Below are 26035 nucleotides of genomic sequence, written 5' to 3'. Positions count from 1 at the left end.
GTGTTCAAGGCGGACCGAGTTTCATCGGCTCGCGCTTCAGGCCCAGGCCATCCGGCTCGCGGTTCGCTGGCGCCCGGCCGTCTGGCAGCAGGCGGTAGTTGGCCGGCGCGGGATCGCGCAGCGCTGGCGGCGCCAACCGCGACGAGCTTGGCACCTCGCGCACTGGTGGCGTTGGACTGGACCGCGGCTCGGACAGCTTGGCAAGGATCCCGACCGCGACGGCGATGAACCACACGGCGCCGAAACTCCAGCTTGCGCGCTTCAACATCGGCATGTTGACCGGACGCTTGTGGCGGCGCCGGCGGCCATGAAGCCATCGCCTCCAGTTCGGCACATCCGCGTCCCAGCGCTTCCACGCCTCCAGCTGCTGCGGCCGGGTGACCACGTGCAGCCAGGCCGGAAAGGCGCCCGCCAGCTGCGTGCCCAGCGGCAGCCAGGCCAGCAGGTCCGAGGTGGCCGGCCTCGCGTCGGCGCGCAGCGCGCGCAGCACGTCGCGCTGCGTTCCGCGCACGGCGAACTCCTGCAGGTCGAAGGTCGCGAGTTCGTCGATGGCCTGGTCCAGCACCCGCCCCGGGTGCCCCAGCCACAGCAGGCGCGAGCGATCGTCCTGCCAGCCGAAGGCTTCCACCGCCGGCACGAACAGCCGCTCGTGGCCCGGCCGCCAGCCATTGGCCAGGAGGGATGCCACGCCCCATTCGAAATACTGGCGGGCGTCGAGGCTGGACAGGCGTTCGTCCCGCAGGCAGTGCGCGAGCAAATCTTCCGCCTCGTCGTTGCTGGCGAGGGGTGGCGGCTGCTGCAGGCACTCCAGCAGCAGGTTCAACACCTGGGCGCCGGAGTCCTCCGCGCTCGGCGCGGGCTGCGGCGCCGCGCTTTGTTGCGGAACGGCCGCTTCCTGCGCGACCGGCTGCGCCACGGAAGCCTCGCGCTCCTGCGACTGCAACCAGCCCAGGAGCCGCTCGTACGTTTCCCGCAGCTCCTGGAAAGCTTCCGCCTGCGTCGCCTGGTCGATCCTCTTCAGCTCGCGCGCATAGGCGCGGCGCACGTCCTGCACGGTCGCATCGGGGCGCAGCTGCAGGCGGGCGAAGAGGGCGCCGGCGTCGCTCATGGCCGCGGCGCGGGTTCGTCGTCCAGCACGCCGTTGCGCTCGATCTCCTGCAACTGCTGCTCCAGCTGCTCGCGGGCGGCCGCGACGGTACGGCGGTCCTGCGTGCCCAGCGCCGCCTCGAAAACGAGGATCTGGTTCGCGAGCCACTCGCGCACTTCGCCGCGCAGCATCTGGTAGATGCGTTCGGCGCGCGCCAGCGCCGTGCGGTTCTCCAGCATGTCGCGCGGATGGATCTTCAGTTCGTCCAGCGCCTTCAGGCGGCGGGCGATCTCCGCTTCGTCCATCACGCCGGGGTTGCCTTCGATCAGCACGGCGAACTTGTCGCCGGTCTTCTGCACGGTGGCTTCCACCTGCAGCAGGCCGTTGACGTCGTAGGTGAAGCGCACGTCCACCGGGCAATCGTTCGCGCGCCCCGGAGGCAGCGAGATCGCCAGCTGCCCGAGGTGAACGTTGTCGGCCACCATGCGCGACTCGCCCTGGAAGATGTGCAGGTCGATCCGCGCCTGGTCGGTCTTGGTCGGCCAGTAGGTCTTGACGCGGCTGATGGGGACCGGGCTGTTGCGCTCGATCACCGGGTCGAAGTGGCCGCTGGAGTCCTGCGTGGCGGACAGCTTCTTGCTGACCGCGACGCCCAGCGAGTAGGGCGCCACGTCGGTCATCACCACGTCGTCCAGCGCGGCGTCGCGGGCCTTCAGGCCGGCCTGCACCGCGGCGCCCAGCGCGACGACCTCGTCGGGGTTGAAGTCGAGGGCCGGAAAGCGGCCGAACATGCTGGTCACCAGCTTGCGCACCAGCGGCATGCGCGTCGCGCCGCCGGCCAGCACGATGTTGTCCAGTTCGCTGCTGCGCAGGCGCGCATCGCGCAGCGCGCGCTCCACCGGCGCGCGCAGCCGCTTCAGCAGGGAGGCGCCGGCGTCCGCGAGCAGAGCCTCGGTGATTTCGAGGCGCAACGTGCGGTCGTCCTGCGAGACCAGCATCGTCGCGCTCGCACTGGTGCTCAAGGCGCACTTCGCGGCTTCCGCCTGGCCGGCGAGCCGCTGCATGAACAAGGCGTTGCGCCGCAGGTTCGGGGAAAGCTCGTGTTCGGCGAAGAAGCGGTCGACGAGCGCGTCGACGAAATCCTCGCCGCCCAGGAAGTTGTCGCCGGCCGAGGCGCGCACTTCCATCACGCCCTCGAACATCTCGAGGATGGAAACGTCGAAAGTGCCGCCGCCGAGATCGAACACGAGGAAGCGGGTCTCGGCCCCGAGCTGGTGGATGCCATAGGCGAGCGAAGCCGCCGTCGGTTCGTTCAACAGCCGCTCCACCTTCAGGCCGGCCAGTTGGCCCGCGGCCCGCGTGGCCTTGCGCTGCGCGTCGGAGAAGTAGGCGGGCACCGTGATGATGGCTTCGGTGACGGGCTCGCCCAGCGCCGCTTCGGCGTCGGCCTTGAGCGACTTCAGCACCAGTGCCGACAACTCCTCGGGCCGGAAGGACTGCTTGCCCAGCGCGAAGGTCTTGTTGCTGCCCATCGCGCGCTTGAAGGCGCGCGCGGTGCGGTCCGGGTGCGTCTGCACGCGCTCGCGTGCGGCGCGGCCCACGAGGATGGAGCCGTCCTCGTCGACGCTCACGCATGACGGCGTGAGGACTTCACCCAGCGCGTTTGGCAGCAGCTGCGGCTTGCCGTCGCGCCAAACCGCCACCAGGCTGTTGGTGGTGCCCAAGTCGATTCCGACGATCATTCGCCCTGCTCCTCCCGCGCCGATCCTACTGGATGGGCCCCGGGACGGCCCGATCAGGAAGGAGGAGTGTGGCGGGCAGGCAGCGTGCTCAGGACAAGGCCTGCATCAGCGCCGGCACTTCCGCCGCGAGGTCCCGCGCGAGATAGCCCACCGCGCCGATCCGCGCCCCCAGCGCCGCGCCGGCGCGGGCATGCAGTGCGACGCCCCACACGGCCGCCTGTTCCGGCGGCGCGCCGCGCGCGGCCAGGCCGGCGACCAGGCCCGCCAGCACGTCGCCCGATCCGGACGTGGCCAGCCCCGGTGTTTCGGCACTATGACGCCAGGCGCGCGCGTCAGGGGACGCGATACAGGTGGTCGCGCCTTTCAGCGCCACGACCGCGTTCCAGGCGGCGGCCTGCCGCGCCGCCACCTCCATCGGCCGCTCGTGGATCTCCTGCTTGTCGCCGCCCGTCAGGTGCGCCATCTCGCCCGCATGCGGCGTCAGCAGCACCGGTTGGCGGAAGCGCAGGCCATTGCGCACGCAATCCATGGCCAGCGCATCGAGCACGAAGGTGGAGCCCGCGAACAGCGCCAGCAGGTCCTGCACGAACATCGCGGTGGCCAGGGTGTCGGCCATGCCGGGACCGACCAGCACCGCCGCGGTGTCGGCGGCGCAGGAGGCGAGGGCGCGGAAGCTGCCGGGTTGCGGCCCGCCGCTGCTGGTTTCCGCCAGCGGCACGACGCGCGCTTCCGGCAAGGCCGCGGCCACCAGTGCCCAAGCCGATTCCGGCGTGGCGACGACCAGCTTGCCGGCGCCGGCCCGCAGCGCCGCTTCCGCCGCCAGCACCGCCGCGCCCGGCACTTCCCTGCTGCCCGCGACCACGAGGACGCTGCCGCGGCTTTCCTTGTCGCCGTCCCCGTCCACCGCGGGCAGGGGCCAGCCGCGCAGCAGCGCCTCGTCGACCTCCCGCGCCGTCATGGCTTGGGCGCAGCTGGCGCATCGGGCGCCGCCGTGACCGGCGCGCCGGACTCGAGCAGCGGCGCGATGAAGTTCACCAGGTCCAGCACCAGTTCTTCGCGTTCCGTATGCAACTGGTAGGAGGTGATCGCGCAGTTGGGCACGTCGCCCATGCGGTCGATCTCCAGGATCTTCGCCTCGTCCAGGTTCTCGACCAGGTAGCGCATGCAGTTGACGATCACCTGGTGCGCCACCACCAGCACGCGCTCGCCGGCATGTTCGCGCGTGATCATCTCCGTCATGCTGCGCAGGCGCAGGATCACGTCGCACCAGCTTTCGCCGCCGGGTGGCCGGAAGTAGAACTTTCCTACGTGCCGCCGCTGCTGATCGAGCTCCGGGTACTTCTGCTGGATCCCGAACCTGGTCAACCGGTCGAGGACGCCGAACTCCTTCTCGCGCAGCCGCTCGTCCACCCGCAAGCGAACGTCGCGCCCGGAGCGCAGGCCGGCCTGCTCCATCAGGTGGCGCGCGGTGTCGCGCGCCCGCGCGTAAGGCGAGCAGAGGATCACCTCGGGCCGCAGCCCGGGCGGCAGCTGGCCGAACCAGCGGCCCAGCGCCAGCGACTGCTGCACGCCCAGCTCGGACAGCGGCGTATCGATGTCGCGGAATTCGATGTCGATCAGCGCCAGGCCGGCGGCTTCCGCCGCGTCGCGGGCAACGTTGCCCGCGCTCTGGCCGTGGCGCGCGATCCAGAGGACTTGCGGCCATTGGACTCTCATGGCCAGCCAGTCTGGCCCAGCGGGCCTGGCGGCGCTGTGGATGGAGCTTGGCGGACGCTGTAGGAAGCGGGCGCGGCACGGGCGTTAGGAAAAAGTCTTAAGGGGTAGCTCCCGATGCACCGTCGCGCTGTAGGCGTATGGTCTCCGCTGCTGTAGAGAGGACCCATGCGCATTCTTGCCTGTTCGCTGCTGCTCGTCGCGGCCTCCGCCTTGGCGCAGGACATCGTCGTCGGCCAGTCCGCTCCGCTCACCGGCGGCAATGCCGACCTCGGCAACGACATCCGCAACGGCGCGCTCGCCTATTTCGCCAAGGTCAACGCCGCGGGCGGCCTGCCCGCGGGCAAGCTGAAGCTGGTCACGCTGGACGACCGGAACGACACCAAGCTGTCGGCGGAGAACACGCAGAAGCTCGTGGCGGATCCTTCGGTGGTGGCGCTGTTCGGCTATGCGTCCTCCACGCTCAGCATCCCGGCGATGCCGATGGTGGTGGAGAACCGCATTCCCTTCTTCGCGCCCTTCACCGGCGCGGACACCATCCGCAAGCAGAACGAGTACGTCTACACCGTGCGCTCCACCTATGCGGACGAGATCGAGAAGATCATCAACTTCTGGGGCAACCTCGGCACGACCAAGGTGACGGTGCTGCACTACGACGACGCCGTGGGCAAGCAGAACTTCGAAACGGTGGCCGCGGTGCTGCAGAAGTTCGGCCGCAAGCCCGTGTCGGTGCAGATCAAGCGCAATGCCGACATCACCGACGCCAACGTGCATGACGTGATCCAGTCCGATCCCAGCGTGCTGGTCATCACGACGCTGTATGCGCCGGCGGCGCAGATGATCCGCAAGCTCAAGGCCGCCAACCGCGCGACCATGGTCACCAGCCTGTCCTTTGCCGGCGCCAGCCAGCTGGCCAAGGCGCTGGGCCCGGATGCGACCGGCGTGTCGGTGGCCATCACGGTGCCGCCGCCGCGCACGCAGAGCGTGCCGGTGGTTCGCGAGTGCGGCGACGCCTGGTCGGCGGCCGGGCACAAGGAGATGATGTCGGTGACCGCGCTGGAAGCGTGCATCGCCGCCAAGGTGCTGGTGGAAGGGATGCGGCGCTCCGGCAAGGACTTGACGCGCGCGAGCCTGCATCGGTCGCTGACTGCGCTGGGGCGCTATGACGCGGGCGGATATGTCGTCGACTTCAAGCCGAACTTCCACCATGGCGGCAGCTATGTCGGAATGGCGCTGTTGAAGCCGAACGGCGAAGTCCGCGACAACTAGCCGCGCCGATCACCGGACCACGGGTTCGTCCGGCAACTCGTTCGGGTTGGCTTCGCCGGGCGCCAGGGGAAAGTGCGCCACGAGCAGCGTGGTGACTTCGTCCACGGCCCGCCCCAGCCCTTCCTCGAACTGCCCGCCCTGGAACGCCGAGCGCATGCGCTCCACCAGCTGCGTCCATTGGATCGCGTCGATGCGCGCATTCAGCCCGCGGTCCGCCACGATCTCGATCGCGTGCTCCGCCAGCAGCAGGTAGATCAGCACGCCGTTGTTGTGCTCGGTGTCCCACACGCGCAGCTTGCCGAACAGGGTGACGGCGCGGTCGTGCGCGGTGTGCCCGCGCCAGACATAGCCGAAGGGCAGGCCGGACTCGACGCAGATGCGCAGCTCGCCGCTGTGGCGCGTCTCGCTGGCCGCCACGCGCTGGCGCAGGCGTTCCAGCGCCTCGGGTGGCAGCGCGCGGCGGGTGTCGGACTCATCGTGCCAGCGATGGCGGAACAGGCGCAGCAGCTTGTGCAGCATCACCACCGCCCCGAGGCGCCGCCGCCGCCGAAGTCGCCGCCACCGCCGGAGCTGAAGCCACCGCCGCCGCCGCTCCAGCCCCCGCCGCCACTGCCTCCACCCCAGCCGCCGCCGCTGCCCGGGAAGAACACCGGCCCGCCCCAGCCGCGCCGGCGCATGCCGCCGCCGAAGCCGGAGAGCAGGGAGAACAGCAGCGCGATCACGCCGGCGATGAGCGCGATGAAGAGGCTGGACGACATCAGCATCGCGACGAAGCCGACCCCGGCGCCGGTGGCCAGCGAACCCAGCTTGCTGCCCAGGATGGCGCGCAGGATGCCGCCCACGATGGGCGCGAACACGAACAGGAAGATCGCCGCCGCGCCCCAGTCGAAGCCGGCGGGCCCGCGCGCATTCCGCGCGCTGGGCTGCGCGGGCGCCGGCAGCGGCTCGCCGCTGATGCGCGCGATCAACTGGTCGGCCGCGGCTTGCAGGCCGCCGGCGAAATCGCCTTGGCGGAAGCGCGGCACCATCGCGTCTTCGATGATCTGGCTTGCGGCCAGGTCGGGCACCGCGCCTTCCAGCGTCTTCGCCACCTCGATGCGCGCGGTGCGGTCGTTCTTGGCGACGATCACCACGATGCCATCACCCACGCTCTTGCGTCCGACCTTCCAGGCGTTGGCCACGCGGTTGGCGTAGCTCGCGATGTCTTCCGGCTTGGTGGTGGGCACCATCAGCACGACGATCTGCGTGCCCTTCTTCTGCTCGAAGGCGGCGAGCTTTTCCTCCAGGCCCTTGCGCTGGATCGCGTCGAGCGTGTCGGTCTGGTCGATGACGCGAGCGTTGAGCTCCGGCACCGGCAGCACGCCCTGCGCTCCTGCGCACAACGCCAGGAGCGCCAGCAGGAAAGCCAGGAAGGTGCGCACCACTTACTTCTTCGTCCCGAAGTCCACCGTCGGCGGCTGCGAGATCTGCGCTTCGTTCTGCACCGTGAAGTTCGGCTTGGGCTGGTAGCTGAACACCATCGCCGTCAGATTGCTGGGGAAGCTGCGGGCCAGCACGTTGTACTCCTGCACCGCCTGGATGTAGCGGTTGCGGGCCACGGTGATGCGGTTCTCGGTGCCTTCCAGCTGCACCCGCAGGTCGCGGAAGGACTGGTTGGACTTCAGGTCGGGGTAGCGCTCGCTCACCACCAGCAGCCGCGACAGCGCGCTGGAGAGCTCGCCCTGCGCCTGCTGGAACTTCTGGAAGGCCTCGGGGTTGTTCAGCGTCTCCGGCGTCACCTGCACCGAGGTGGCCTTGGCGCGCGCCTCGATGACCTTGGTCAGCGTGTCCTGTTCGAAGTTGGCTTCGCCCTTGACCGTGGCCACCAGGTTGGGTACGAGGTCGGCGCGCCGCTGGTACTGGTTGAGCACTTCGCTCCAGGCGGACTTGGTCTGCTCGTCGAGCCGCTGGAAATCGTTGTAGCCGCAGCCGGACAGCGCAAGCACGCAGGCGAGGATCGCGAACCATCTTTTCATGCGTGGAACCATCCTTCCTTGGATCAGGGCGGGGCAACGGTAGCATAGATGGGATGCGCCAGGACCCGCTTCAAGTGCTGCACGCGGGCTTGCGCCCCGTTTCTTCTTCTTCCGCCACCAAGCCGCGGCTGGTGATCGCCGGCGCCACCGGCACGCTGGGCAACGAGGTGCTGCGGCGACTGGGCGGCTCGACCCGCTATTCCCACACGCAGGTGCTGGCGCGCGAACCCGTCGTGGAAAGCGTGCGCGGCCTGCAGGTGCGGGTCGTGCCCGGCGACGATCCCGCCACCTGGCCCGCCACGCAGGCGGAAGAGGCGGTGGTGCTGTTCGACCCGCCGCGGATGTTCTACGAGCGCGAACGCGCGCTGTGGACGCCCGCGCCGGAGCAGTTGCTGGCGCTGGCCCGCTGGCTGCTCGCCAGCGGCGTGCGCACCTTGGCCGTGGTGCTGCCGCATGCGCCGGGCCAGTTGCCCGACGCGCTGAAGCGCGGCCTCGCGACGCTGGACGAACAGGCGCTGGCCTCGCTTGGCTTCGAGCGCGTGCTGCTGCTGCGATCGGCGCAGAAGCCCGGCGCCGGCCCGCGCCGCAGCTTCCCGAGCCGCCTGGCGCACTGGATGCTGGGCATCTTCAGGTACATGGTCCCCAGCCACGAGCAGCCGGTGCGCGCCGTCAAGGTGGCGGAACTGCTGGCGGCGTCGCTGCGCCTGGCGCCAAGGGGCATCCATGTGGCGCCCCCGGAAACGGTGTGGCTGGCGGGCCAGGACAACACCGAAAAGGTGGCGCGCGACTGGCTGGCCGGAACCTTGGCAAAATGGCCCTGACGGCAACCATGCGCAAGTCCAAACTCCAGGCCGCCAGCCTCGAAGGCGATGCGGACGACATCGAAGCAGCGTTCTACGCGGCGCTCCAGAACGGCGACATCGACAAATTGATGGCGTGCTGGGCCGACGAGGACGACATCTTCTGCATCCACCCCGGCGGGCCGCGGGTGGTGGGCGCGACCGCGATCCGCGCCACCTTCGAATCCATGTTCTCCAACGGCGGCGCCGTGCGGGCCTGGCCCGAGCGGGTGCGCAAGACGGAGTGCGTCGGCAGCAGCGTGCACAACGTGCTGGAACGCGTGGAGGTGCTCTCGCCGCAGGGCCCGACCCAGGCGTGGGTGATCGCCACCAATGTCTACCACCGCACGGCGCAGGGTTGGCGCCTGGTGGCCCACCATGCCAGCCCGGGCACCACGAGCGAGATCCAGGAAGTGTCGGACGCGCCGTCCATTCTCCATTGACGCCGGGGATGCAAGACTACCGAGCACCTTTGTGGCTGCCCGGCGGCAACCTGCAGACGATCTGGCCGGCGCTGTTCGCGCGCCGCACCCGCGGGCCCGCGCCCGACTACCAGCGCGAGCGCTGGTTCACGCCCGACGGCGATTTCCTCGACCTCGACTGGCTGCAGGCGCCGGTGACCAACGACACGCTGCTGGTGTTGTTCCACGGCCTGGAAGGCTCCTCGCGCAGCCACTATGCCGAGGCTTTCGCGGACTTCGCCGCCCGCAACGGCCTGGCCTATGTGGTCCCGCACTTCCGCGGCTGCAGCGGCGAGATCAACCTGGCGCCGCGCGCCTACCACTCGGGCGACGTCGAGGAGATCGGCTGGATCCTGGCGCAGTTGCGGGCGCGCCATGCGGGGCCCATCCTGGCGGTGGGCATCTCCATGGGCGGCAACATGCTGATGCGCTGGGCCGGCGAGGTGCAGGAGGATGCGGCGCGCAGCGTCACGGCGGTGGCTTCGGTCTGTTCGCCGCTGGACCTGGCGGCGGGCGGGCGTGCCATCGGCCGCGGCTTCAACAAGATGGTCTACGGAACCATGTTCCTGCGCACCATGAAGCCCAAGGCGCTGCTGAAGTGGTCGCAGCACCCGGGCCTGTTCGACCGCGACGCGCTGCTGGCCGCGCGCGACCTCTACGAATTCGACCAGGTATTCACGGCGCCGGTGCACGGCTTCAAGGGGACCACGGACTACTGGACGCAGGCCTCGGCGCTGCCGCGGCTGGAGCGCATCCGCGTGCCGGCGCTGGCGCTGAACGCGCGCAACGATCCCTTCGTGCCGGCCGACAGCCTGCCGAAGGCGCGCGAGGTGGGGCGCTACGTCACGCTCTGGCAGCCGCGCTCGGGTGGCCACGTGGGCTTCGCTTCCGGCTTCCCGCCGGGGAATGTGTGGACGATGCCGGACGCGGTGGGCGGCTGGCTGCTGTCGCACGTCTCGCGTCATGGCCGGTAACCGTTGACGTGTAGGGTGCGTAGCTTCGCTGCGCACCGCGCGAGGTAGTGCCCGGTGCGCAGCAAAGCTGCGGCACCCTACGGCCTGGCGGGCGGGCGCGGCGGCGGGGCTGCGGCCGAAGCCGCAGGCACGGGTGCTGCCGGTGCCGGAGGCGCCGCGGGCTGCGTAGTAGCCGCCACCGCCTGCGCGAAAGCCGGATGGATCCCCGTCGCTGCCACCGTGCGCACCTGCGCCGGCGGCACGTTGCTGGCCAGCTTCGCGGCCGAGGCCGGCGAGGTCGGGGCGCCCGGGGTGGCGCCGCCGCCGGCCGGCGGCCAGGCGACGTCGGCGGCCTGGCGCGGCTGGCCGACCGGGGTGGAGGCCTTGCCCTGGCGAACCAGGGCGATGTCCTCGTCACTGGGGTACAGGCCCTGCAGGTAATAGTCGAACACGCGGCGGGCGATCGGCGCGGCGGCCGAGGCGCCGAAGCCCCCGTTTTCCACCACCATGGCAATGGCGATCTTCGGGTCTTCCGCCGGCGCGTAGGCGATGAACAGCGCGTGGTCGCGATGGCGCTCGTCGACTTCGCTGGCCTTGTACTTCGCGTTCTGGGCGATGGTGATCACCTGCGCCGTGCCGGTCTTGCCGCCGCTGGTGTAGCCGGCGCCCTTGAAGGCCGCGGCGGACGTGCCCTCGATGTTCACGCCCACCATCGCCTTGCGGATGATGGCCACGTTCTCCGGCTTGGCGGTGAGGCGGCCGACGTGCTGCGGCTGCACCGGCTCCACCTTCTTGCTCACCACGTCGATCACTTCCTTCACCAGGTGCGGCTTCATGCGCGAGCCGTTGTTGGCCAGCGTGCTGACGGCGGTGGCCAGCTGCAGGATGGTGAAGTTGTTGTAGCCCTGGCCGATGCCCAGCGAGATGGTCTCGCCGGCGTACCACTTCTGCTGCTCGGGCCGCTTGTAGGCGGCGCGCTTCCAGGCGGTGGACGGCAGCAGGCCCTTGGCCTCGCCGGCGATGTCGATGCCGGTGATCTCGCCGAAGCCGTATTGCTGCAGCTGGTCGTGGATCAGGTCCACGCCCATGTCGTTGGCCAGCTGGTAGTAGTAGGTGTCGCAGGACAGCACGATCGACCGGTACATGTCGATCACGCCGTGGCCGCCTTCCTTGTCGTCGCGGAACTTGTGGCCGCCGAACCAGAAGAAGCCGGGGTCGTTGATGGCCTGCTCGGGCCGGCGCTTGCCGGTTTCCAGCGCCGCCAGCGCCATGTAGGGCTTGAAGGTGGAGCCGGGCGGGTAGGTGCCGCGCAGGGCCCGGTTCAGCAGCGGCTTGTCGATGGACTCGTTGAGCGCCTGCCAGTTTTCCTGGTCGATGCCGTCGACGAACAGGTTCGGGTCGAAGGTGGGCTTGGAGACGAAGGACAGCACTTCGCCGGTGTGCGGGTCCAGCGCCACCAGCGCGCCGCGGCGGTCGCCGTACAGGTCTTCCACCAGCTTCTGCAGCTTGATGTCCAGCGACAGCCGCACCGTGTTGCCCGGCGTCGCCGGCGTGCTGGCCAGCTTGCGCATGGCGCGGCCGGAAGCCGAGGTCTCCACCTGCTCGACGCCGGTGATGCCGTGCAGCTGCTGCTCGAAGCTCTGCTCCACGCCCAGCTTGCCGATGTATTCCGTGCCCCGATAGTTGGACTGCTCGTCGTCGGGCCAGTCATCCATCTGCTTCTTCTCGGCCTGGTTGATGCGGCCGATGTAACCGATGGCGTGGCTGGCCAGTTCGCCCCAGGGGTAGCTGCGGAACAGGCGGGCCTTGATCTCGACGCCGGGGAAGCGGAAGCGCTGGGCGGCGAAGCGGGCCACTTCCTCGTCCGTCAGCTTGGTGCGGATCGGCACCGAGTCGATGCTCTTGCTTTCCTCCAGCAGCTTCTTGAAGCGGCGGCGGTCGCGCGTCTGGATCTCGATCACCTGGCCCAGCTGGTCGATCAGCGGGTCCAGCGCCTGGTTCACCTTCGAGGGCGTGATCTCCAGCGTGTAGGCGGAATAGTTGGTGGCCAGGACGACGCCGTTGCGGTCCAGGATGAGGCCTCGGTTCGGCACGATCGGCACGATGGCCGTGCGGTTGGCTTCAGCCTGCTCGTCGAGGTCCTGGTGGCGGACGACCTGCAGGTAGACCAGGCGCGAGACCAGCAGCACGAAGCAGACGAGCACCGCGGCGCTCGCCACCAGGACCCGGCCGCGGAAGCGGGACAGGTCCTGTTCGACATTTCTCAGTTCAGTCACAGCGGCCGATTTTCATCGGGATCCGGTGCCCTGCGCTGCGGCAGGAGTAAGAGCACGCTCACTACCGGCCAAAGTGCGGCTTCCAGCACAGGTGCCAGCAGCAGGGTCGGGCCCGGGTAGCTGCCGCCCGCCAGCATCCGGATGGCGATCTCGATCGCGTGGGCGGCCACGAACAGCGGCAGCACCTGCAGCGCCTGCGACGGCACCGTGAACCACAGCAGCCGGCGGTGGATGGTGATCGCGAAGAAGCTCAGCGTGGTGTAGGCCAGCGCATGCTGGCCCAGCAGTGAGGCCTGGTGGACGTCGATGGCCAGCCCGAACAGGAAGGCGGCGACCACGCCCACGCGCAGCGGCTGGTGGACGCTCCAGAACACGATGACGACCGCCAGGAAGTCCGGCATCCAGGGGATGCGGCCCACCGGCAGCATGTTCAGCATCATCGCCACGATGAGGCTGAACCAGATGAAGAGCGGGTTGGCCGGCAGCAGCAGCTGCTGGCCCTGGCGCATGATCATGGCTTGGCGGCTCCCTTTTGCAGCGCGCTGCGCTTGCCCGGCGCCGTCGGCGGGGCGTCCTCGGGCTGCGGCCGCGGCGGGATCTGGTTCAGCAAGGGCTTCAGCACCATCACGTGCCGCGCGCCATCTACCAGCGCCTGCGGCTGGCAGGAGATGCGGGCGAAAGCCGAATCGGGCCGCCGCTCCACCTTCTGCACCTTGCCCACCGGGATGCCGGGCGGGTAGACGCCGTCCACGCCGCTGGTGGTGAGCAGGTCGCCCTCCTGCACGTCCGCGTTGGCGGCCATGTAGCGCAGTTCCAGGCCGCCGCTGCCATGCGCGCCGGCGTCGCCGTAAGCGATGCCGCGGGCGCCGGTGCGGGTGTTGATGATCGGCACCGCCTGTTCGCGGTCGGTCACCAGCGTCACTTCGCTGATCAGGGGATGCACCCGCGTCACCTGGCCCAGGACGCCGGATTCGTCGATCACCGGCGAACCGGCCTCGATGCCGGCCATCACGCCCTTGTCGATGATCACCTTGCGGGTGTACGGATCGGCGGCGTCATAGAGCACTTCGGCCGCGGTGGAGGGCGTGGTCAGGCGCTCGCGCAGGCCCAGGAGCTTGCGCAGTTGCGCGTTCTCGATGGTGAGCTGCTCCACCTGGTTGGCGCGCTGCGCCTGCAGGATCAGCTTGCGCCGGGCTTCCTCTTCATCGACCTTGGCCTGGTGCAGCCCGGAGAAGTAGTCGCCGACATAGCGCACGGCCAGCACCGGCCGCATGGCCAGCCACTGCGCCGGGAACACCACGAGGGCGACCGCGGACCGCACCGGCTGCGTGATCTTGAAGCGGGCGTCCGCGACCATCAGGAACAGCGCCAGTGCGCTGCACACCATCAGCTTGGAAAGCGCTGACGGGCCCTGCTTGAAAAACGGCGGTGGGGTTCGGTCGAGGGTGCCGAGAGGCATGACGGAATGACTTCGCTTCGCTCAATGACGAAATGACATGGATCGTATTGTCATGCCAGCCGCAGCCGGCGTGTCATGACGCGCGAAGCGCGTCATTCCGTCATTCGGACGTGAAGATCGAACCCAGCCGTTCCATGCGTTCCAGCGCGATGCCGCAGCCTCGCACGACGCAGGTCAGGGGATCTTCGGCCACCAGCACCGGCAGGCCGGTTTCCTCGGCGAGCAGGCGGTCCAGGTCGCGCAGCAGCGCGCCGCCGCCGGTGAGCATCATGCCGCGTTCGGCGATGTCGGCGCCCAGTTCCGGCGGGGTCTGTTCCAGCGCGTTCTTGACGGCCGACACGATGTTGTTCAACGGGTCGGTCAGCGCTTCCAGGATCTCGTTGGAGCTGATGGTGAAGCTGCGCGGCACGCCCTCGGAGAGGTTGCGGCCCTTCACTTCCATTTCCTTCACCTCGCTGCCGGGGAAGGCGGAGCCGATCTGCTTCTTGATGCTTTCGGCGGTGGGCTCGCCGATCAGCATGCCGTAGTTGCGGCGGATGTAGCTGATGATGGCTTCGTCGAACTTGTCGCCGCCGACGCGCACGGAGCCCTTGTAGACCATGCCGCCCAGCGAGATGACGCCCACTTCCGTGGTGCCGCCGCCGATGTCGACGACCATGGAGCCCGAAGCTTCGGACACCGGCAGGCCGGCGCCGATGGCCGCGGCCATGGGTTCCTCGATCAGGTAGACCTCCGACGCGCCGGCGCCGAGCGCCGATTCGCGGATGGCCCGGCGTTCCACCTGGGTGGAGCCGCAGGGCACGCAGATGATGATGCGCGGGCTGGGCTTCAGGACGGACCGGGGGTGGACCATCTTGATGAACTGCTTGAGCATCTGCTCGGTCACGGTGAAGTCGGCGATCACGCCGTCCTTCATCGGCCGGATGGCTTCGATGTTGCCGGGCACCTTGCCCAGCATGGCTTTGGCTTCATGGCCGACCGCCTGGATCGACTTCTTGCCTTGGGGGCCGCCTTCGTGGCGGATCGCCACCACGGAGGGCTCGTCCAGCACGATGCCTTTGTCGCGAACGAAGATCAGGGTGTTGGCCGTGCCCAGGTCGATGGCCAGGTCGGTGGACAGGTAGCGTCGGAATGCTCCGAACATTTGGGGGAATCCTCGTTTCTTCTGTGAAAGCGGCCGCTTTGCGCGGCCGTTGCACCAGGCGGCGGAGCACCGTCGCCGAAGGCGGGATAATACCCGATCCCCTATGCTCGACAGCCAGCGCGGCAATGCGCTTGGTTACACCTTGTTAGGGCGCAGGCCGCCCGCCACGAACCATGTCCCTGAATTCCCAAGACATCAGCCGGATCGCGAACTTAGCACGGCTGGAGCTGACTCCGCAGGAGAGCGAGCGCATGCTCTCCCAGATCAACGGCTTCTTCGACATCGTGGAAAAGATGCGCGCCGTCGACACCACCGGTGTCGAACCGTTGCCGCATCCGGTGGCAACCGTGCAGGAAGTCGCACTGCGGCTGCGCGAGGACGTGGCGAACCCCGCCATCGACCGCGAAGCCAACCAGCAAAGCGCGCCCGCCATCGAACGCGGCTTGTTCCTGGTGCCAAAGGTGATCGAATGACGCAGTTGCACGACCTGACCGTCGCCCAGCTGGCGCAGAAGCTGAAGGCCAGGGAAGTTTCCGCGGTCGAGGCCGCCGGCCATTTCCTGGGCCGGGTGAAGGCCCAGGCCGACCTGGGCGCCTTCCTGGCGACCAATGAGGACGCGACCCTGGCCCAGGCACGGGCCGCCGACGCGCGCATCGCCGCCGGCGAGGCCGCGCCGCTGCTGGGCGTGCCGATCGCCCACAAGGACATCTTCGTCACCCAGGATTTCCCCAGCACCGCCGGCTCGAAGATGCTGGAGGCCTACCGCTCGCCCTTCGATGCCACCGTGGTCAGCAAGCTGGCCGAGGCCGGCGCGGTGAGCCTGGGCAAGCTCAATTGCGACGAGTTCGCCATGGGCTCGTCCAACGAGAACTCCGCTTACCAGGTGGTGAAGAACCCCTGGGACAAGAGCCGCATCCCCGGCGGCTCCTCGGGCGGCAGCGCGGTCGCCGTGGCGGCGCGCCTGGCGCCGGCCGTGACCGGCACCGACACCGGCGGCTCCATCCGCCAGCCGGCCAGCTTCTGCGGCATCACCGGCATCAAGCCGACCTACGGCCGCGCCTCGCGCTACGGGATGATCGCCTTCGCTTCCAGCCTGGACCAGGCCGGCCCGATGGCGCGCACGGCCGAAGACTGCGCGCTGCTGCTGTCGGCGCTGTGCGGCCCGGACCTGGACCGCGACTCCACTTCGCTGGACGTGCCGGCGGAAGATTTCACGCGCGGGCTCGATGGCTCCGTCGCCGGCCTGCGGATCGGCGTGCCGAAGGAATTCTTCGGTCCCGGCCTGTCGGACGACGTCCGCTCCGCCCTCGAAGGAGCGCTGAAACAGTACGAGGCGCTCGGCGCCCGCATCGTCGAAGTCTCGCTGCCTCGCACCGAGCTCGCGATCCCCGTGTACTACATCATCGCCCCGGCCGAGGCGAGCTCGAACCTGTCGCGCTTCGACGGCGTCAAGTTCGGCCACCGCGCCAGGCAGTACGGCGACCTGCTGGACATGTACAAGAAGACGCGGGCCGAAGGCTTCGGCGACGAAGTGAAGCGCCGCATCATGATCGGCACCTACGTGCTTTCGCACGGCTACTACGACGCCTACTACCTGCAGGCGCAGAAGATCCGCCGCATGATCGCCGACGATTTCCAGCAGGCCTTCAAGCAGTGCGACCTGATCGCCGGCCCGGTGGCGCCCAGCGTCGCCTGGAAGCTGGGCGAGCACGGCAACGACCCGCTGGCCGACTACCTGGCCGACATCTTCACGCTGCCCGGTTCGCTGGCGGGACTGCCGGGCATGAGCATCCCCGCGGGCTTCGGCGTCGGCGGCATGCCCGTGGGCCTGCAGTTGATCGGCAACTACTTGCAGGAAGGGCGTCTCTTGAACGCGGCCCACAAGTTCCAGCAGGCCACCGACCACCACCTGCGCCAGCCGGAAGGCTTTTAAATGAGCAAGCTCGTCCAAGGCTACGAAGTCGTCATCGGCTTCGAGACGCACACCCAGCTGTCCACCGACAGCAAGATCTTCAGCCGCGCGCCGACGCAGTTCGGCGCCGAGCCCAACACGCAGGCTTCGCCGGTGGACCTGGCGCTGCCCGGCACCTTGCCCGTGATGAACAAGGGCGCGGTCGAACGCGCCATCCGCTTCGGCCTGGCGATCGGCGCGCACGTGGCGCCGCGCAGCATCTTCGCGCGCAAGAACTACTTCTACCCGGACCTGCCCAAGGGCTACCAGATCTCGCAGTTCGAGATCCCGGTGGTGCAGGGCGGCAACGTGGAGTTCTACCTGGGCGACGAGAAGAAGTCGGTGCGCCTGGTGCGCGCCCACCTCGAGGAAGACGCGGGCAAATCGCTGCACGAGGACTTCATCGGCCAGTCCGGCATCGACCTGAACCGCGCCGGCACGCCGCTGCTGGAGATCGTGACAGAGCCCGACATGCGCTCGTCCGACGAGGCGGTGGCGTACGCGAAGGAACTGCACAAGATCGTCACCTGGATCGGCATCTGTGACGGCAACATGCAGGAAGGCAGCTTCCGCTGCGACGCCAACGTGTCGGTGCGCAAGCCCGGCTCGCCTTATGGCACGCGGCGCGAGATCAAGAACCTGAACTCCTTCAAGTTCATGAAGGAAGCCATCGACTTCGAGGTGCGCTGGCAGATCGAGCAGATCGAGGATGGCCACGAGATCGTGCAGGCCACGGTGCTGTTCGATCCCGACACGGGCGAGACGCGAGCGATGCGAACCAAGGAAGACGCGGCCGACTACCGCTACTTCCCGGACCCGGACCTGCCGCCGCTGGTGATCGCTTCCGACTGGGTCGAGCGGGTGAAGGGCGAGATGCCGGAGCTGCCGCGCGTGATGGCGGCGCGCTTCGTCGCCGACTTCGGCCTGCCCGAATATGACGCCACGACGCTGACGCAGAGCAAGGCGATGGGCAGCTACTTCGAGGAAGCCGCGAAGGCCAGCGGCCAGGCGAAGCTGGCCAGCAACTGGATCATGGGCGAGGTGTCGAAGCGACTGAATGCCGCCGACATCGCCATCGAGCAGGCGCCGGTGCAGGCCGCCACCCTGGGCAAGCTGATCCAGCGCATCCAGGACGGCACGGTATCGAACAACGCCGCGCGCCAGGTGTTCGATGCGCTGTGGAATGGCGAGGGGAGCGAGGTCGATGCGGTCATCGAGGCCAAGGGCCTGAAGCAGATGAACGACAGCGGCGCGCTGGAGAAGATCATCGACGAGGTGATCGCCGCCAACGCCGCCAACGTCGAACAGGTCCGCGCCGGCAAGGACAAGGCCTTCAACGCCCTCGTGGGCCAGGCCATGAAGGCGAGCAAGGGCAAGGCGAACCCGCAGCAGGTCGGCGACATGCTGCGGAAGAAGCTAGGGGCCTGAGCGGGCGGTGCGCAGCGAAGCTGTGCACCCTGCACGGCTGCAGCCGCGACGGCGTCAGGGTTTCGCCGGCGTCGAACTCGCCGCTGCCGCGACCCCGGCCTGCGCGGCCCACACGGGTTTCAGCTTGGCCAGTTCATCGTCGAAGCGCGCGTTCACGCGCGCTTTTTCTTCGTCCTGGCCGGCAATGAAGCGCCGCTGCGAAGCGGTCTGGCTGTCGTTCTCCTCCAGCTGGCGCCGCAGCAGGCCCGGCATCTTGGAGGGGTTCTTGTTGTAGAACTCCTTCTCCTGCAGCAGCTGCGTGCGCTCCTTCTGCAGCGTGGTCACGCGCTGCTCGGCCACCTGGGTCGCCTCGTCGATGGAACGCAGCGCCTTCGCGCGTTCGCCGTCGTGGATGCCCCGATTCGGGTAGCGCAGGGCCAGTGCGCGCAACACGCGCTTTTCCTCGGCTTGGCGCTGCAGCTCGTCGGCCTTCTTGCGCTCCTGCGCCTCGCGCGCTTCCCGCTCCTCGTTCGTCCACGTGGGCGGCACGACCTGGCGGACCGTGCCCGAGTTGTTCAGCAGCTTCTGCTCCCGGTCGCTGCAGTCGGCGATGTAGCGGTCCGACGTGATCCGCTTGCCCTTCGCGTCGATGCAGGTGTAGATGCCCTGGGCGTGGGCCGCGCCCAGCACCGCAACCAGTCCGGCCGCCAGCGCGGCCTGCTTCCAAGCACCCATCGACGTTCTCCCCCTTGCTTCAGCCGGCCCCGTAACGGTCCCGGTATGCCAGCACCTTTGCATGATGCGTGCCCAGTTCCGCGCCGTTGGCCCCCAGGTAGGCCAGCAGGTCTTCCAGCTTCGCGATGGTGCAGACCTGCATGCCCAATCTTTCACGGACATATTGCACGGCGGACCAGGGCACGTCCTGCCCGTTCTCGGTCGCCTTCTCCTGCCGGTCCAGTGCGATGGCCACGGCATGCGGCGTGGCGCCCGCGGCCTGGATCAAGGCGATGGACTCGCGGGCGGCCGTGCCGGCGGACATGACGTCGTCGACGATCAGCACCTTGCCTTGCACCGGCGCGCCGACCAGGGTGCCGCCTTCGCCGTGGTCCTTGGCTTCCTTGCGGTTGTAGGCGAACGGAACATTGCGGCCCAGGCGGGCCAGTTCGACGGCGACGGTCGCGGCCAGCGGGATGCCCTTGTAGGCCGGGCCGAACAGCATGTCGAACTCGATGCCGGACGCCAGGATGCGCTGTGCATAGAATCGGGCCAGCCGCCCGAGCTTGGCGCCGTCGTCGAACAGGCCGGCGTTGAAGAAATAGGGCGAAAGCCGGCCTGCCTTGGTCTTGAATTCGCCGAAGCGCAGCACCCCGGCCTCCACCGCGAAGCCAACGAATTCCTGCGCCAGGGCGTCCTGGCTGCCATCCTTCACCATGGGAAAATCCTTGTTCAAACTCACCAGCCTGAACCTCAACGGCATCCGCTCGGCGGCCAGCAAGGGCGTCGAAGGCTGGCTTCACAAGACGCAACCCGATTGTATTTGCGTGCAGGAAGTCAAGGCGCAGGCGGCCGACGTGCAGGGCAAGCACGACGTCCTGGCCGGCCTGAAGGGCCACTTCCACTTCGCCGAGAAGAAGGGTTATTCCGGGGTCGGCGCCTTCACGAAGCACGAGCCCAGCGACGTGATCGTCGGCTTCGGCTCGGGCGAGTTCGACGCCGAAGGCCGTTACGTGGAGCTGCGCTTCGACACGCCGGCACGAAAGTTGTCGATCATCAGCTGCTATTTCCCCAGCGGCTCGTCCGGCGAGGAGCGGCAGGCGGCCAAGTTCCGCTTCCTGGACGAGTTCGACCCGTACCTGATCGCCCTCAAGAAGAACCGTGAATTCGTGCTGTGCGGCGACATCAACATCGCCCACCAGCAGCAGGACCTGAAGAACTGGAAGGGCAACCAGAAGAACAGTGGTTTCCTGCCCGAGGAACGGGCCTGGATGACAAAACTGTTATCCGAAACGGGCCTGGTCGACGTTTATCGTCGCCTGCAGCCGGACACCACCGACGCCTGCTACACGTGGTGGAGCAACCGCGGCCAGGCCTACGCCAAGAACGTGGGCTGGCGGCTGGACTACCAGATCGCGACCGCAGGGCTCGCGCGCACTGCGCGGACAGCCGACATCTACAAGGCCGCGCGTTTCAGCGACCATGCTCCGCTCACGATCCAGTACGAATGGCTCCTGTGAGCGTCGCCCCGGCGGTACCGAGGCCACCGGCAACGGAATGCGTTGCAGGGCGCAGGGGGCCGGCACGCGCTCAGCGGTGGGAAAAGGCGCACACTGGCGTCAGCCGTCCGGTGGATCCAGTCGGGCGTGGAACTCACCATGGAAGAATTCCTCATCCACAACCGCGAGCAACTCTGCGAAAGCTGCAAGGCAAAGGTCGCCCAGCGCCCGCTTCGTGCCGCCACTCCGGAGCAACTGAAGAACGGTGTTCCCATGTTCCTGGATCAGTTGATCCGGACCCTGGAAGCAGAGAAGGCGGACCGCCCCGCCGAGAGTCTCAGGATTTCCGGTGCCTCGGGTGGCTGGTCGAGCGATCCCTCCGAGATGGGCGCCGCTGCCGCCTTGCATGGAAGGCAACTGCTGGAGCTCGGGTACACGGTGGACCAGGTCGTCCACGACTACGGAGACCTGTGCCAGGCCATCACGGATCTTGCCGTGGAGCGGGATGCGCCTTTCAGCGTCGGCGAATTCCGGACCCTCAACCGCTGCCTGGACAACGCTATTGCCGACGCCGTGACGGCCTTCAGCGCCCAGCGCGATGCTGCCCAGTCCCTCCGGGCCGCAACGGAGTCGAACGAGCGGCTCGGTTTCCTTCTGCACGAGCTTCGAAACTCGTTGCTGAGCGGCAGGCTTGCCTTCACGGCGCTCGAAAGCGGCCAGTTGCCCGTCACGGGAGCAACGGGCGGAGTGTTGAAGCGCAGCCTGGAAGCGCTGGCGGCCCTCGTGAAGCATGCGCTCGACGAGGTTCGCGTTGACGCGCATCTTTCGCGGGAGCCAGTTGTCTTCTTCGTCGCGGAGTTCATAGCCGATGCTGGAAGTGCGGCCATGCTGGACGCCGATGCGCGAGGCTGTTCGTTCACGGTGAGGGAGATCGACCCCGGACTCGAAGTCGAGGGGGAACGCCAGATTCTCATGGGCGCGCTGATGAACCTGCTGCAGAACGCCTTCAAGTTCACCCGCCCGCAGACGGAAGTCTCCCTGAACGCGTTCGCGAGCGATGACGGCGGCGTTCTGATCGAAGTTGCGGACCACTGCGGAGGTCTGGCTCCCGGCTTTTCGGAGTCCATGTTCCGGCCGTTTTCCCGCGGGCCGCAGGACAAGAGCGGTCTGGGCCTGGGGCTGTGCATCGCGCGGGCGAACGTGGAGGGCGCCGGAGGCAACCTGACAGTGCGGAACGTGCCCGGCAGCGGTTGCGTGTTCACGATCCGCCTGGCCCGCCACGCACGCCCCGGCGCGGTGGCAGGCACGTCCGAGCCGACCGACGACGCGAACTAGGAGACTCCTGGTCGGCCCGTCCATGCCCGACAGAGCGCAAAGACCCTTCCCGCATGAACCGCCCCTGGGAAAAGCATTTGAGCCTTGCAATCGCGCTGGCGTCGATCGCTTTTGCGCTCGGCGTGCTCTGGCGCCCCGGCGCCGGCGCCGCCGTGGGTGCCGCGGCGGTCTTCGTGGCGCTTCGGCCCCTGTTCCGGAACCGCGGCACGAGGAAATAGGCTCGCAGCTTCCTGGGCAGGCGCAGGCCATCGAATCGTCTCTCAGGTCGGCGGTGGCGCGTCCGGCGGCAGCTGTTGCGCGAGGAAGAAGTCGATCATGGCGGCGGATGCGCTCGGGCCCGAAGGGTCGGTAAACGTCCCGGCCGCGCGCCCGCCCGACCAGGCGTGTGAGCCGCCGGGGAGGTCCCAGTGCTCGATGCGAGGCACGCCCAGCGGGTCGTGGTAGGCGGTGCGGCGCACGGTGCGGCCGGCTACCGTGACGGTCTGCTCCCGCGGCAGCAATGGGATGCCCGAGGAACTCGCACGCGCAAGCGCCTCGGCGATGAGCCGGCGGCCATTGTCCGGATGCACGGTGCGGTCCGAACCGCCATGGAACACGATCGTGGGGACGACGGCTGCCGATGTGGCGCCGGTCGCCGCCGTGCGTGCCGGCCTGCGCATCGCCGCATGGGCGGAGGGGACGTCCCTCGCGGCGCCCGCGGGCAGGCCCGAGTGCACCCCCACTGCGGCGAACGTGTCCGGATAGAGCTGCGCAACGAGCGCCGCCATGGCGCCGCCCGCGGACAACCCGGCCACATACACGCGCCGCGGATCGCCCTGGCATCGCTGCACCACGTCGGCCGCGAGCCCTGCGATCATCGCCGGCTCGCCGCGCCCGAGTTGCTGGTGCGATGGTTCGAACCAGTTCCAGCAGCGCATGCGGTTCGAGCGTGCCAGCTGCTCGGGGTAGACGACGATGCATCCGCGCTGTGCCGCCAGCTCGTTCATCGCCGTGCCCGTGGCGAAATCGGCGGCGTCCTGCGTGCACCCGTGCAGCATGACGATCACCGGCAGCAGCCTGTCGTCTGTCCTTGGTGGCAGGTAGAGCCGGTATGCGTAGGTCCGACGGTTCGAGGCGAATCGGTGCGCCTCGAACGTCGCCGGCCTGAAGTTTCCTTGCGGGGCTCCCGCGCGGTCGAGGTACGGCACGAGGCTGCGCGGCCTCTCGTGCGTCTGCGCAGGCAGCTCCCGGAACGCCACGTCCGTGATCTTCTCGCCACGCTGGCGCGTCCCGCGCGCGCCTTCCGTGGGGGCCTGGGCTGGCGCTTCTGCCGGCACCTCCAGGGCCCGCCGCAGGATGCGGGTGGCTTCCAGCAGCCGGCCTTCACGGGTGAGCTGGGTCGCCTTCTTCATTTCATCGAGGGAGATGGACATCACGTTCCTTGGTCTTTGCTGCACCGCGTCATGACCATATTGACGCATCGCGGGCGGTTGCAAGCCCTTGCGAAGCAACTTTGTTCCCGGCTCTGCCGTGTCGTGCCGATGGCGGGTGGAGCAAGCCCAAGGAGCGTGATCTGTGGAATCATGGCCGGATCGTCGATCCGAAGAATGGCCAGGCGCTGCTATGAACTTAGCTCAGGTTGCGATCGATGAAATCGAGAGCATCGTCGACGAATGGGTTGAGTTCGCCCGCGGCAAGGAGGTCGCATCGCAGGCGATGACGCCCGAGCAGCTGGCAGACCATGCGAAACTCCTGCTGCTGGCGATCGTCGCGGACGTCGGAAGCTCCCGGGAGGCCGGGGCGCCGCACGACAAGTCGACGGGGACAAGCGCGGACAGTTCACCCGACATCACGCGCACCGCGCGGAAGCACGCAGCCCAGCGCTTCCAGCAAGGCTTCTCGCTTCCGCAGCTGGTCTCCGAATTCAGGGCGTTGCGCGCTTCCGTGATCCGCCGGTGGGCCGGGCAGCTGCCGCCGGTGCGGGCCGAAGACCTGGATGAACTCACGCGTTTCGGCGAAGCGATGGACCAGGCTCTGTCGGAGTCGACGTCGCTGTACTCCCGCAAGGTGGACGATTCGCGGAATCTCCTGCTGGGGGTGCTGGGACACGACCTGCGAACGCCGCTGGGCGTGATCCACATGAGTGCCAGCTACCTGCTTCGCACCGATACGCTGGACGGCGCCCAGACGAAGTCGGTGGCGCGGATCCTCACCTCCGCCGAACGGATGACCGGCATGGTCAGGGACATCCTGGAATTCACCCGGACGGCGCTCGGGGAGACGCTGCCCCTTATGACCGCGCCGGCGGACCTCGGGGAGATCGCCAGGCAGATCGTCGCCGAGGTGGCGACGGTCCACCCCGAAGCCCGCATCGACCTGGCCTGCGAAGGCACGATCACCGGACACTGGGACGCGGCGCGCGTCGGGCAGATGCTGGCGAACCTCGTTGCCAATGCCGTCCAGCACGGCGCCGCGCAACCGGTCAGCGTCACGGTCACCGGAGCTGACACGGCCGTCACCGTGCAGGTCCACAACAAGGGTGCCCCGATTCCCGCCGAGGCCCAGCAGAACCTGTTCGTTCCCCTGCGGCAGACGGCCGGCGGCGCGCGCGAGCGCCGCGCGGGCTCCTCCGGCCTCGGCCTGGGGCTCTACATCACCCGGGAGATTGCCGTCGCGCACGGAGGCTCCGTGACGGTGCGGTCCGATGACGAGGGCACCACCTTTTCCGTCCGGCTGCCGCGCACGCCACCTTCGCGCGAAGGCGGGGGCGGCGCGTGAGCTTGCGCGTCGCGCCCCGCCGCCGCGATGACGCTGAGGCCCGGGACGCCGACCCTCAGCGGCCAGCCGCCGCCGGCCCCTCCGGACCTTCGTGTGGCGCGCGCTTACCAGCCGCGTCCTCGAGCGTGCCGGCACCGCGCGAGCCGCTGCGGTGGCCGCCTCCCCGGGTGAGATCGTCGTGCGTCTGCGCGGGGCGCGACTCGTCGCCGCTGACTTCGTGTGGATTCCTGTTGCCCTTGGCGGGCGGAGGCAGAGGGCGGGCGTTGGTCATGGCGAGCTCCTTGGACAAGTTCCCATGCTCCCCCTTTCGTCCGCGCCGGATGTGGGCGCATGGCGACGCGATCCGTGGGACAGGGAGCGGCTCCTAGCGCGGGGCCTGCACGAGGAGCGGGCGCGTTGCCATCGCGGCATCGGCTTGCCCGCCGAACGAAGCACAGCCCGACACCGGGCCGGGCGATGCGGCGGCCGTCGACAACGCCTCGCGGCAATGGTGGGGCAGTTCCAGTCCAGGACCTTCGAGGGCGTGCACGCTGATGGCGGGCGTCGCCGGGGCGACGTCACCGAAGATCGTCGCGAACGCCACATCCGCGGCGTCCCTCCCGGTGCCGAAGCGCAGGAACCCCATCGGGATTCCCGTGCCCGAGGCATCGAACACGTACCAGCGGTCACCGAGGTAGACCTCCACGTAGGCGTGGTAGTCCGGCGGGCCCAGCGCCGGATCGGCGCCGTAGTCGGTGCCGGTCGCGATGCGCGCCGGGATGTTCAGTGCGCGGCACATCGCGATCATCAGGTGGGCGAAGTCGCGGCAGACGCCGACCCGCTCGACCAGCGTGTCGACAGCCGAAGTGTTGCTGTTGCTGGTCTCGGAGGCGAACGCGACTTGCTCCTGCACCCAGTGCTGGACCGCCAGGATGCGGCTGTAGCCTTGCCAGAGCCGCCCGAAGTTGCGGGATGCCAGTCCCAGCAGGCGGTCGGACTGGCAATAGCGGCTGGGATACACGTAGGGAAGTACCTCCAGCGGCAGGCAGCGCACGGGAACCTCGTTCAGCGTGTCGGGTTGGGCGCGATGGTGCGCGATGTCGAGGGTGGCGGCGTAGCTCAGGTGCAGCGGGCCGGGCCACGCATGCAGGCGCATGAAGCGGGTTCCGGTCCCGGCATCGGTGGCGATGTCGGGCGTCAGGTCCTGGCTCAGGACCAGCTGTTCACTCTCGACCGTCTGATGCGCGGTGCGGGCCGCATGGACGTTGAAGATGAAGTCGGTGCCGGCCGGGTCGGCGATCTCGTAGGCGAGGTCCACCTGCAGTTGGAGACGGATCATGGCGGGTGAACAGGTTGAACTGCGGGCAGGTCGAAGTGACGGCGCGGGCGATGCCGCTCCATCCCCCAGTGTGCGCTTTCCGCTGCTGCAGCGGTG

At 68.6% G+C, this 26035-nt stretch carries 27 protein-coding genes; 11 read left to right on the top strand and 16 right to left on the bottom strand.

Going from position 1 to position 26035, the window contains the following annotated elements; genetic code table 11:
• Positions 1 to 4: 4 nt before the first annotated feature.
• From HHL11_RS33500 to HHL11_RS33485, 4 genes are all read right to left on the bottom strand, one after another.
• Positions 5 to 1108 (bottom strand): hypothetical protein, encoded by a 1104-nt coding sequence (locus tag HHL11_RS33500; RefSeq protein ID WP_169422972.1) that lies wholly within the window; start codon positions 1106 to 1108, stop codon positions 5 to 7.
• Complete coding sequence (locus HHL11_RS33495; protein ID WP_169422971.1) at positions 1105 to 2829, bottom strand: molecular chaperone HscC; 1725 nt, start codon at positions 2827 to 2829, stop codon at positions 1105 to 1107. The genes HHL11_RS33500 and HHL11_RS33495 overlap by 4 nt, the downstream gene beginning before the upstream one ends.
• A gap of 88 nt (positions 2830 to 2917) precedes the next feature.
• The gene (locus HHL11_RS33490) at positions 2918 to 3787 is read right to left on the bottom strand and encodes an NAD(P)H-hydrate dehydratase (protein WP_169422970.1); all 870 of its coding nucleotides are present in this window, start codon (positions 3785 to 3787) and stop codon (positions 2918 to 2920) included.
• Positions 3784 to 4545, bottom strand: a complete 762-nt coding sequence (locus HHL11_RS33485; RefSeq protein WP_169422969.1) for a histidine phosphatase family protein — start codon at positions 4543 to 4545, stop codon at positions 3784 to 3786. Before HHL11_RS33485 ends, HHL11_RS33490 begins: the two co-directional genes overlap by 4 nt.
• 165 nt (positions 4546 to 4710) lie before the next feature.
• Between HHL11_RS33485 and HHL11_RS33480 the strand changes: the two genes are divergently transcribed.
• Positions 4711 to 5811, top strand: a complete 1101-nt coding sequence (locus HHL11_RS33480) for an ABC transporter substrate-binding protein (protein WP_169422968.1) — start codon at positions 4711 to 4713, stop codon at positions 5809 to 5811.
• Positions 5812 to 5820: 9 nt separating this feature from the next.
• Here HHL11_RS33480 and HHL11_RS33475 read toward each other — a convergent pair whose 3' ends face one another.
• From HHL11_RS33475 to HHL11_RS33465, 3 genes are read right to left on the bottom strand one after another with little or no spacing between them, the layout of a single operon-like run.
• Positions 5821 to 6330: a TPM domain-containing protein gene (locus HHL11_RS33475; protein ID WP_169422967.1), complete on the bottom strand. Its 510-nt coding sequence runs from the start codon at positions 6328 to 6330 to the stop codon at positions 5821 to 5823.
• The gene (locus HHL11_RS33470) at positions 6330 to 7232 is read right to left on the bottom strand and encodes a TPM domain-containing protein (protein WP_342593320.1); all 903 of its coding nucleotides are present in this window, start codon (positions 7230 to 7232) and stop codon (positions 6330 to 6332) included. Before HHL11_RS33470 ends, HHL11_RS33475 begins: the two co-directional genes overlap by 1 nt.
• Positions 7233 to 7235: 3 nt before the next feature.
• Complete coding sequence (locus HHL11_RS33465) at positions 7236 to 7826, bottom strand: LemA family protein (protein WP_169422965.1); 591 nt, start codon at positions 7824 to 7826, stop codon at positions 7236 to 7238.
• Positions 7827 to 7879: 53 nt separating this feature from the next.
• On the opposite strand from HHL11_RS33465, the gene HHL11_RS33460 reads away from it, so the two are divergent.
• From HHL11_RS33460 to HHL11_RS33450, 3 genes are read left to right on the top strand one after another with little or no spacing between them, the layout of a single operon-like run.
• On the top strand, positions 7880 to 8647 hold the full coding sequence (locus HHL11_RS33460; protein ID WP_169422964.1) for a hypothetical protein: 768 nt from the start codon (positions 7880 to 7882) through the stop codon (positions 8645 to 8647).
• Positions 8648 to 8655: 8 nt separating this feature from the next.
• Positions 8656 to 9108, top strand: a complete 453-nt coding sequence (locus tag HHL11_RS33455) for a YybH family protein (protein WP_169423025.1) — start codon at positions 8656 to 8658, stop codon at positions 9106 to 9108.
• 8 nt (positions 9109 to 9116) lie between these two features.
• On the top strand, positions 9117 to 10100 hold the full coding sequence (locus HHL11_RS33450; RefSeq protein ID WP_169422963.1) for a YheT family hydrolase: 984 nt from the start codon (positions 9117 to 9119) through the stop codon (positions 10098 to 10100).
• Positions 10101 to 10177: 77 nt separating this feature from the next.
• Here the strand turns inward: HHL11_RS33450 and mrdA are convergent, their stop codons facing one another.
• The 4 genes from mrdA to HHL11_RS33430 form a co-directional block, all read right to left on the bottom strand.
• Complete coding sequence (gene mrdA / locus HHL11_RS33445; protein ID WP_169422962.1) at positions 10178 to 12355, bottom strand: penicillin-binding protein 2; 2178 nt, start codon at positions 12353 to 12355, stop codon at positions 10178 to 10180.
• Positions 12352 to 12870, bottom strand: coding sequence for a rod shape-determining protein MreD (gene mreD, locus HHL11_RS33440; protein WP_169422961.1), 519 nt, complete (start codon positions 12868 to 12870; stop codon positions 12352 to 12354). The genes mrdA and mreD overlap by 4 nt, the downstream gene beginning before the upstream one ends.
• A complete protein-coding gene (gene mreC, locus HHL11_RS33435) occupies positions 12867 to 13814 on the bottom strand; it encodes a rod shape-determining protein MreC (RefSeq protein ID WP_169422960.1) in 948 nt (315 codons plus the stop codon). The genes mreD and mreC overlap by 4 nt, the downstream gene beginning before the upstream one ends.
• A gap of 100 nt (positions 13815 to 13914) precedes the next feature.
• The gene (locus HHL11_RS33430) at positions 13915 to 14958 is read right to left on the bottom strand and encodes a rod shape-determining protein (RefSeq protein WP_169422959.1); all 1044 of its coding nucleotides are present in this window, start codon (positions 14956 to 14958) and stop codon (positions 13915 to 13917) included.
• Between the two features lie 173 nt (positions 14959 to 15131).
• Between HHL11_RS33430 and gatC the strand changes: the two genes are divergently transcribed.
• Genes gatC through gatB form a run of 3 tightly spaced genes read left to right on the top strand, consistent with a single transcriptional unit; the run spans position 15132 to position 18337 of the window.
• Entirely contained in the window at positions 15132 to 15431 is a 300-nt protein-coding gene (gene gatC / locus HHL11_RS33425) for an Asp-tRNA(Asn)/Glu-tRNA(Gln) amidotransferase subunit GatC (RefSeq protein ID WP_169422958.1), read from the top strand.
• The gene (gene gatA, locus HHL11_RS33420; RefSeq protein ID WP_169422957.1) at positions 15428 to 16891 is read left to right on the top strand and encodes an Asp-tRNA(Asn)/Glu-tRNA(Gln) amidotransferase subunit GatA; all 1464 of its coding nucleotides are present in this window, start codon (positions 15428 to 15430) and stop codon (positions 16889 to 16891) included. Before gatC ends, gatA begins: the two co-directional genes overlap by 4 nt.
• Positions 16892 to 18337, top strand: coding sequence for an Asp-tRNA(Asn)/Glu-tRNA(Gln) amidotransferase subunit GatB (gatB, locus tag HHL11_RS33415; protein WP_169422956.1), 1446 nt, complete (start codon positions 16892 to 16894; stop codon positions 18335 to 18337). It abuts the gene before it with no gap.
• Positions 18338 to 18391: 54 nt separating this feature from the next.
• On the opposite strand, the gene HHL11_RS33410 is transcribed toward gatB, so the two are convergent.
• Both HHL11_RS33410 and pyrE read right to left on the bottom strand, forming a co-directional pair.
• Entirely contained in the window at positions 18392 to 19051 is a 660-nt protein-coding gene (locus tag HHL11_RS33410; protein ID WP_169422955.1) for a DUF4124 domain-containing protein, read from the bottom strand.
• Between the two features lie 19 nt (positions 19052 to 19070).
• A complete protein-coding gene (pyrE, locus tag HHL11_RS33405; protein WP_169423024.1) occupies positions 19071 to 19748 on the bottom strand; it encodes an orotate phosphoribosyltransferase in 678 nt (225 codons plus the stop codon).
• 10 nt (positions 19749 to 19758) lie between these two features.
• Here pyrE and HHL11_RS33400 point away from each other — a divergent pair, with 10 nt between their 5' ends.
• The 3 genes from HHL11_RS33400 to HHL11_RS33390 all read left to right on the top strand — a co-directional run bounded on the left by HHL11_RS33400 (position 19759) and on the right by HHL11_RS33390 (position 22082).
• Positions 19759 to 20550 (top strand): exodeoxyribonuclease III, encoded by a 792-nt coding sequence (locus tag HHL11_RS33400; protein WP_169422954.1) that lies wholly within the window; start codon positions 19759 to 19761, stop codon positions 20548 to 20550.
• Positions 20551 to 20688: 138 nt separating this feature from the next.
• Positions 20689 to 21864, top strand: a complete 1176-nt coding sequence (locus tag HHL11_RS33395; RefSeq protein ID WP_169422953.1) for a sensor histidine kinase — start codon at positions 20689 to 20691, stop codon at positions 21862 to 21864.
• A 53-nt stretch (positions 21865 to 21917) separates the two neighbouring features.
• Positions 21918 to 22082, top strand: a complete 165-nt coding sequence (locus HHL11_RS33390) for a hypothetical protein (RefSeq protein WP_169422952.1) — start codon at positions 21918 to 21920, stop codon at positions 22080 to 22082.
• Between the two features lie 42 nt (positions 22083 to 22124).
• Here HHL11_RS33390 and HHL11_RS33385 read toward each other — a convergent pair whose 3' ends face one another.
• Positions 22125 to 23276 (bottom strand): extracellular catalytic domain type 1 short-chain-length polyhydroxyalkanoate depolymerase, encoded by a 1152-nt coding sequence (locus HHL11_RS33385; protein WP_240980541.1) that lies wholly within the window; start codon positions 23274 to 23276, stop codon positions 22125 to 22127.
• A gap of 190 nt (positions 23277 to 23466) precedes the next feature.
• On the opposite strand from HHL11_RS33385, the gene HHL11_RS33380 reads away from it, so the two are divergent.
• Positions 23467 to 24621 carry a sensor histidine kinase gene (locus tag HHL11_RS33380; RefSeq protein WP_169422951.1) on the top strand — a complete coding sequence of 385 codons (1155 nt, stop codon included), beginning with the start codon at positions 23467 to 23469 and terminating at the stop codon, positions 24619 to 24621.
• Between the two features lie 55 nt (positions 24622 to 24676).
• On the opposite strand, the gene HHL11_RS33375 is transcribed toward HHL11_RS33380, so the two are convergent.
• Positions 24677 to 24892 carry a hypothetical protein gene (locus HHL11_RS33375; RefSeq protein ID WP_169422950.1) on the bottom strand — a complete coding sequence of 72 codons (216 nt, stop codon included), beginning with the start codon at positions 24890 to 24892 and terminating at the stop codon, positions 24677 to 24679.
• Positions 24893 to 24985: 93 nt separating this feature from the next.
• A complete protein-coding gene (locus HHL11_RS33370) occupies positions 24986 to 25939 on the bottom strand; it encodes a transglutaminase-like domain-containing protein (protein WP_169422949.1) in 954 nt (317 codons plus the stop codon).
• Between the last annotated feature and the right edge of the window lie 96 nt (positions 25940 to 26035).

The organism is Ramlibacter agri, from assembly GCF_012927085.1.
GTDB classification, from domain to species: Bacteria; Pseudomonadota; Gammaproteobacteria; order Burkholderiales; family Burkholderiaceae_C; genus Ramlibacter; species Ramlibacter agri.
The sequence above is the reverse complement of the archived record's forward strand: the minus strand, read 5'-3'. Positions and strand labels throughout refer to the sequence as shown.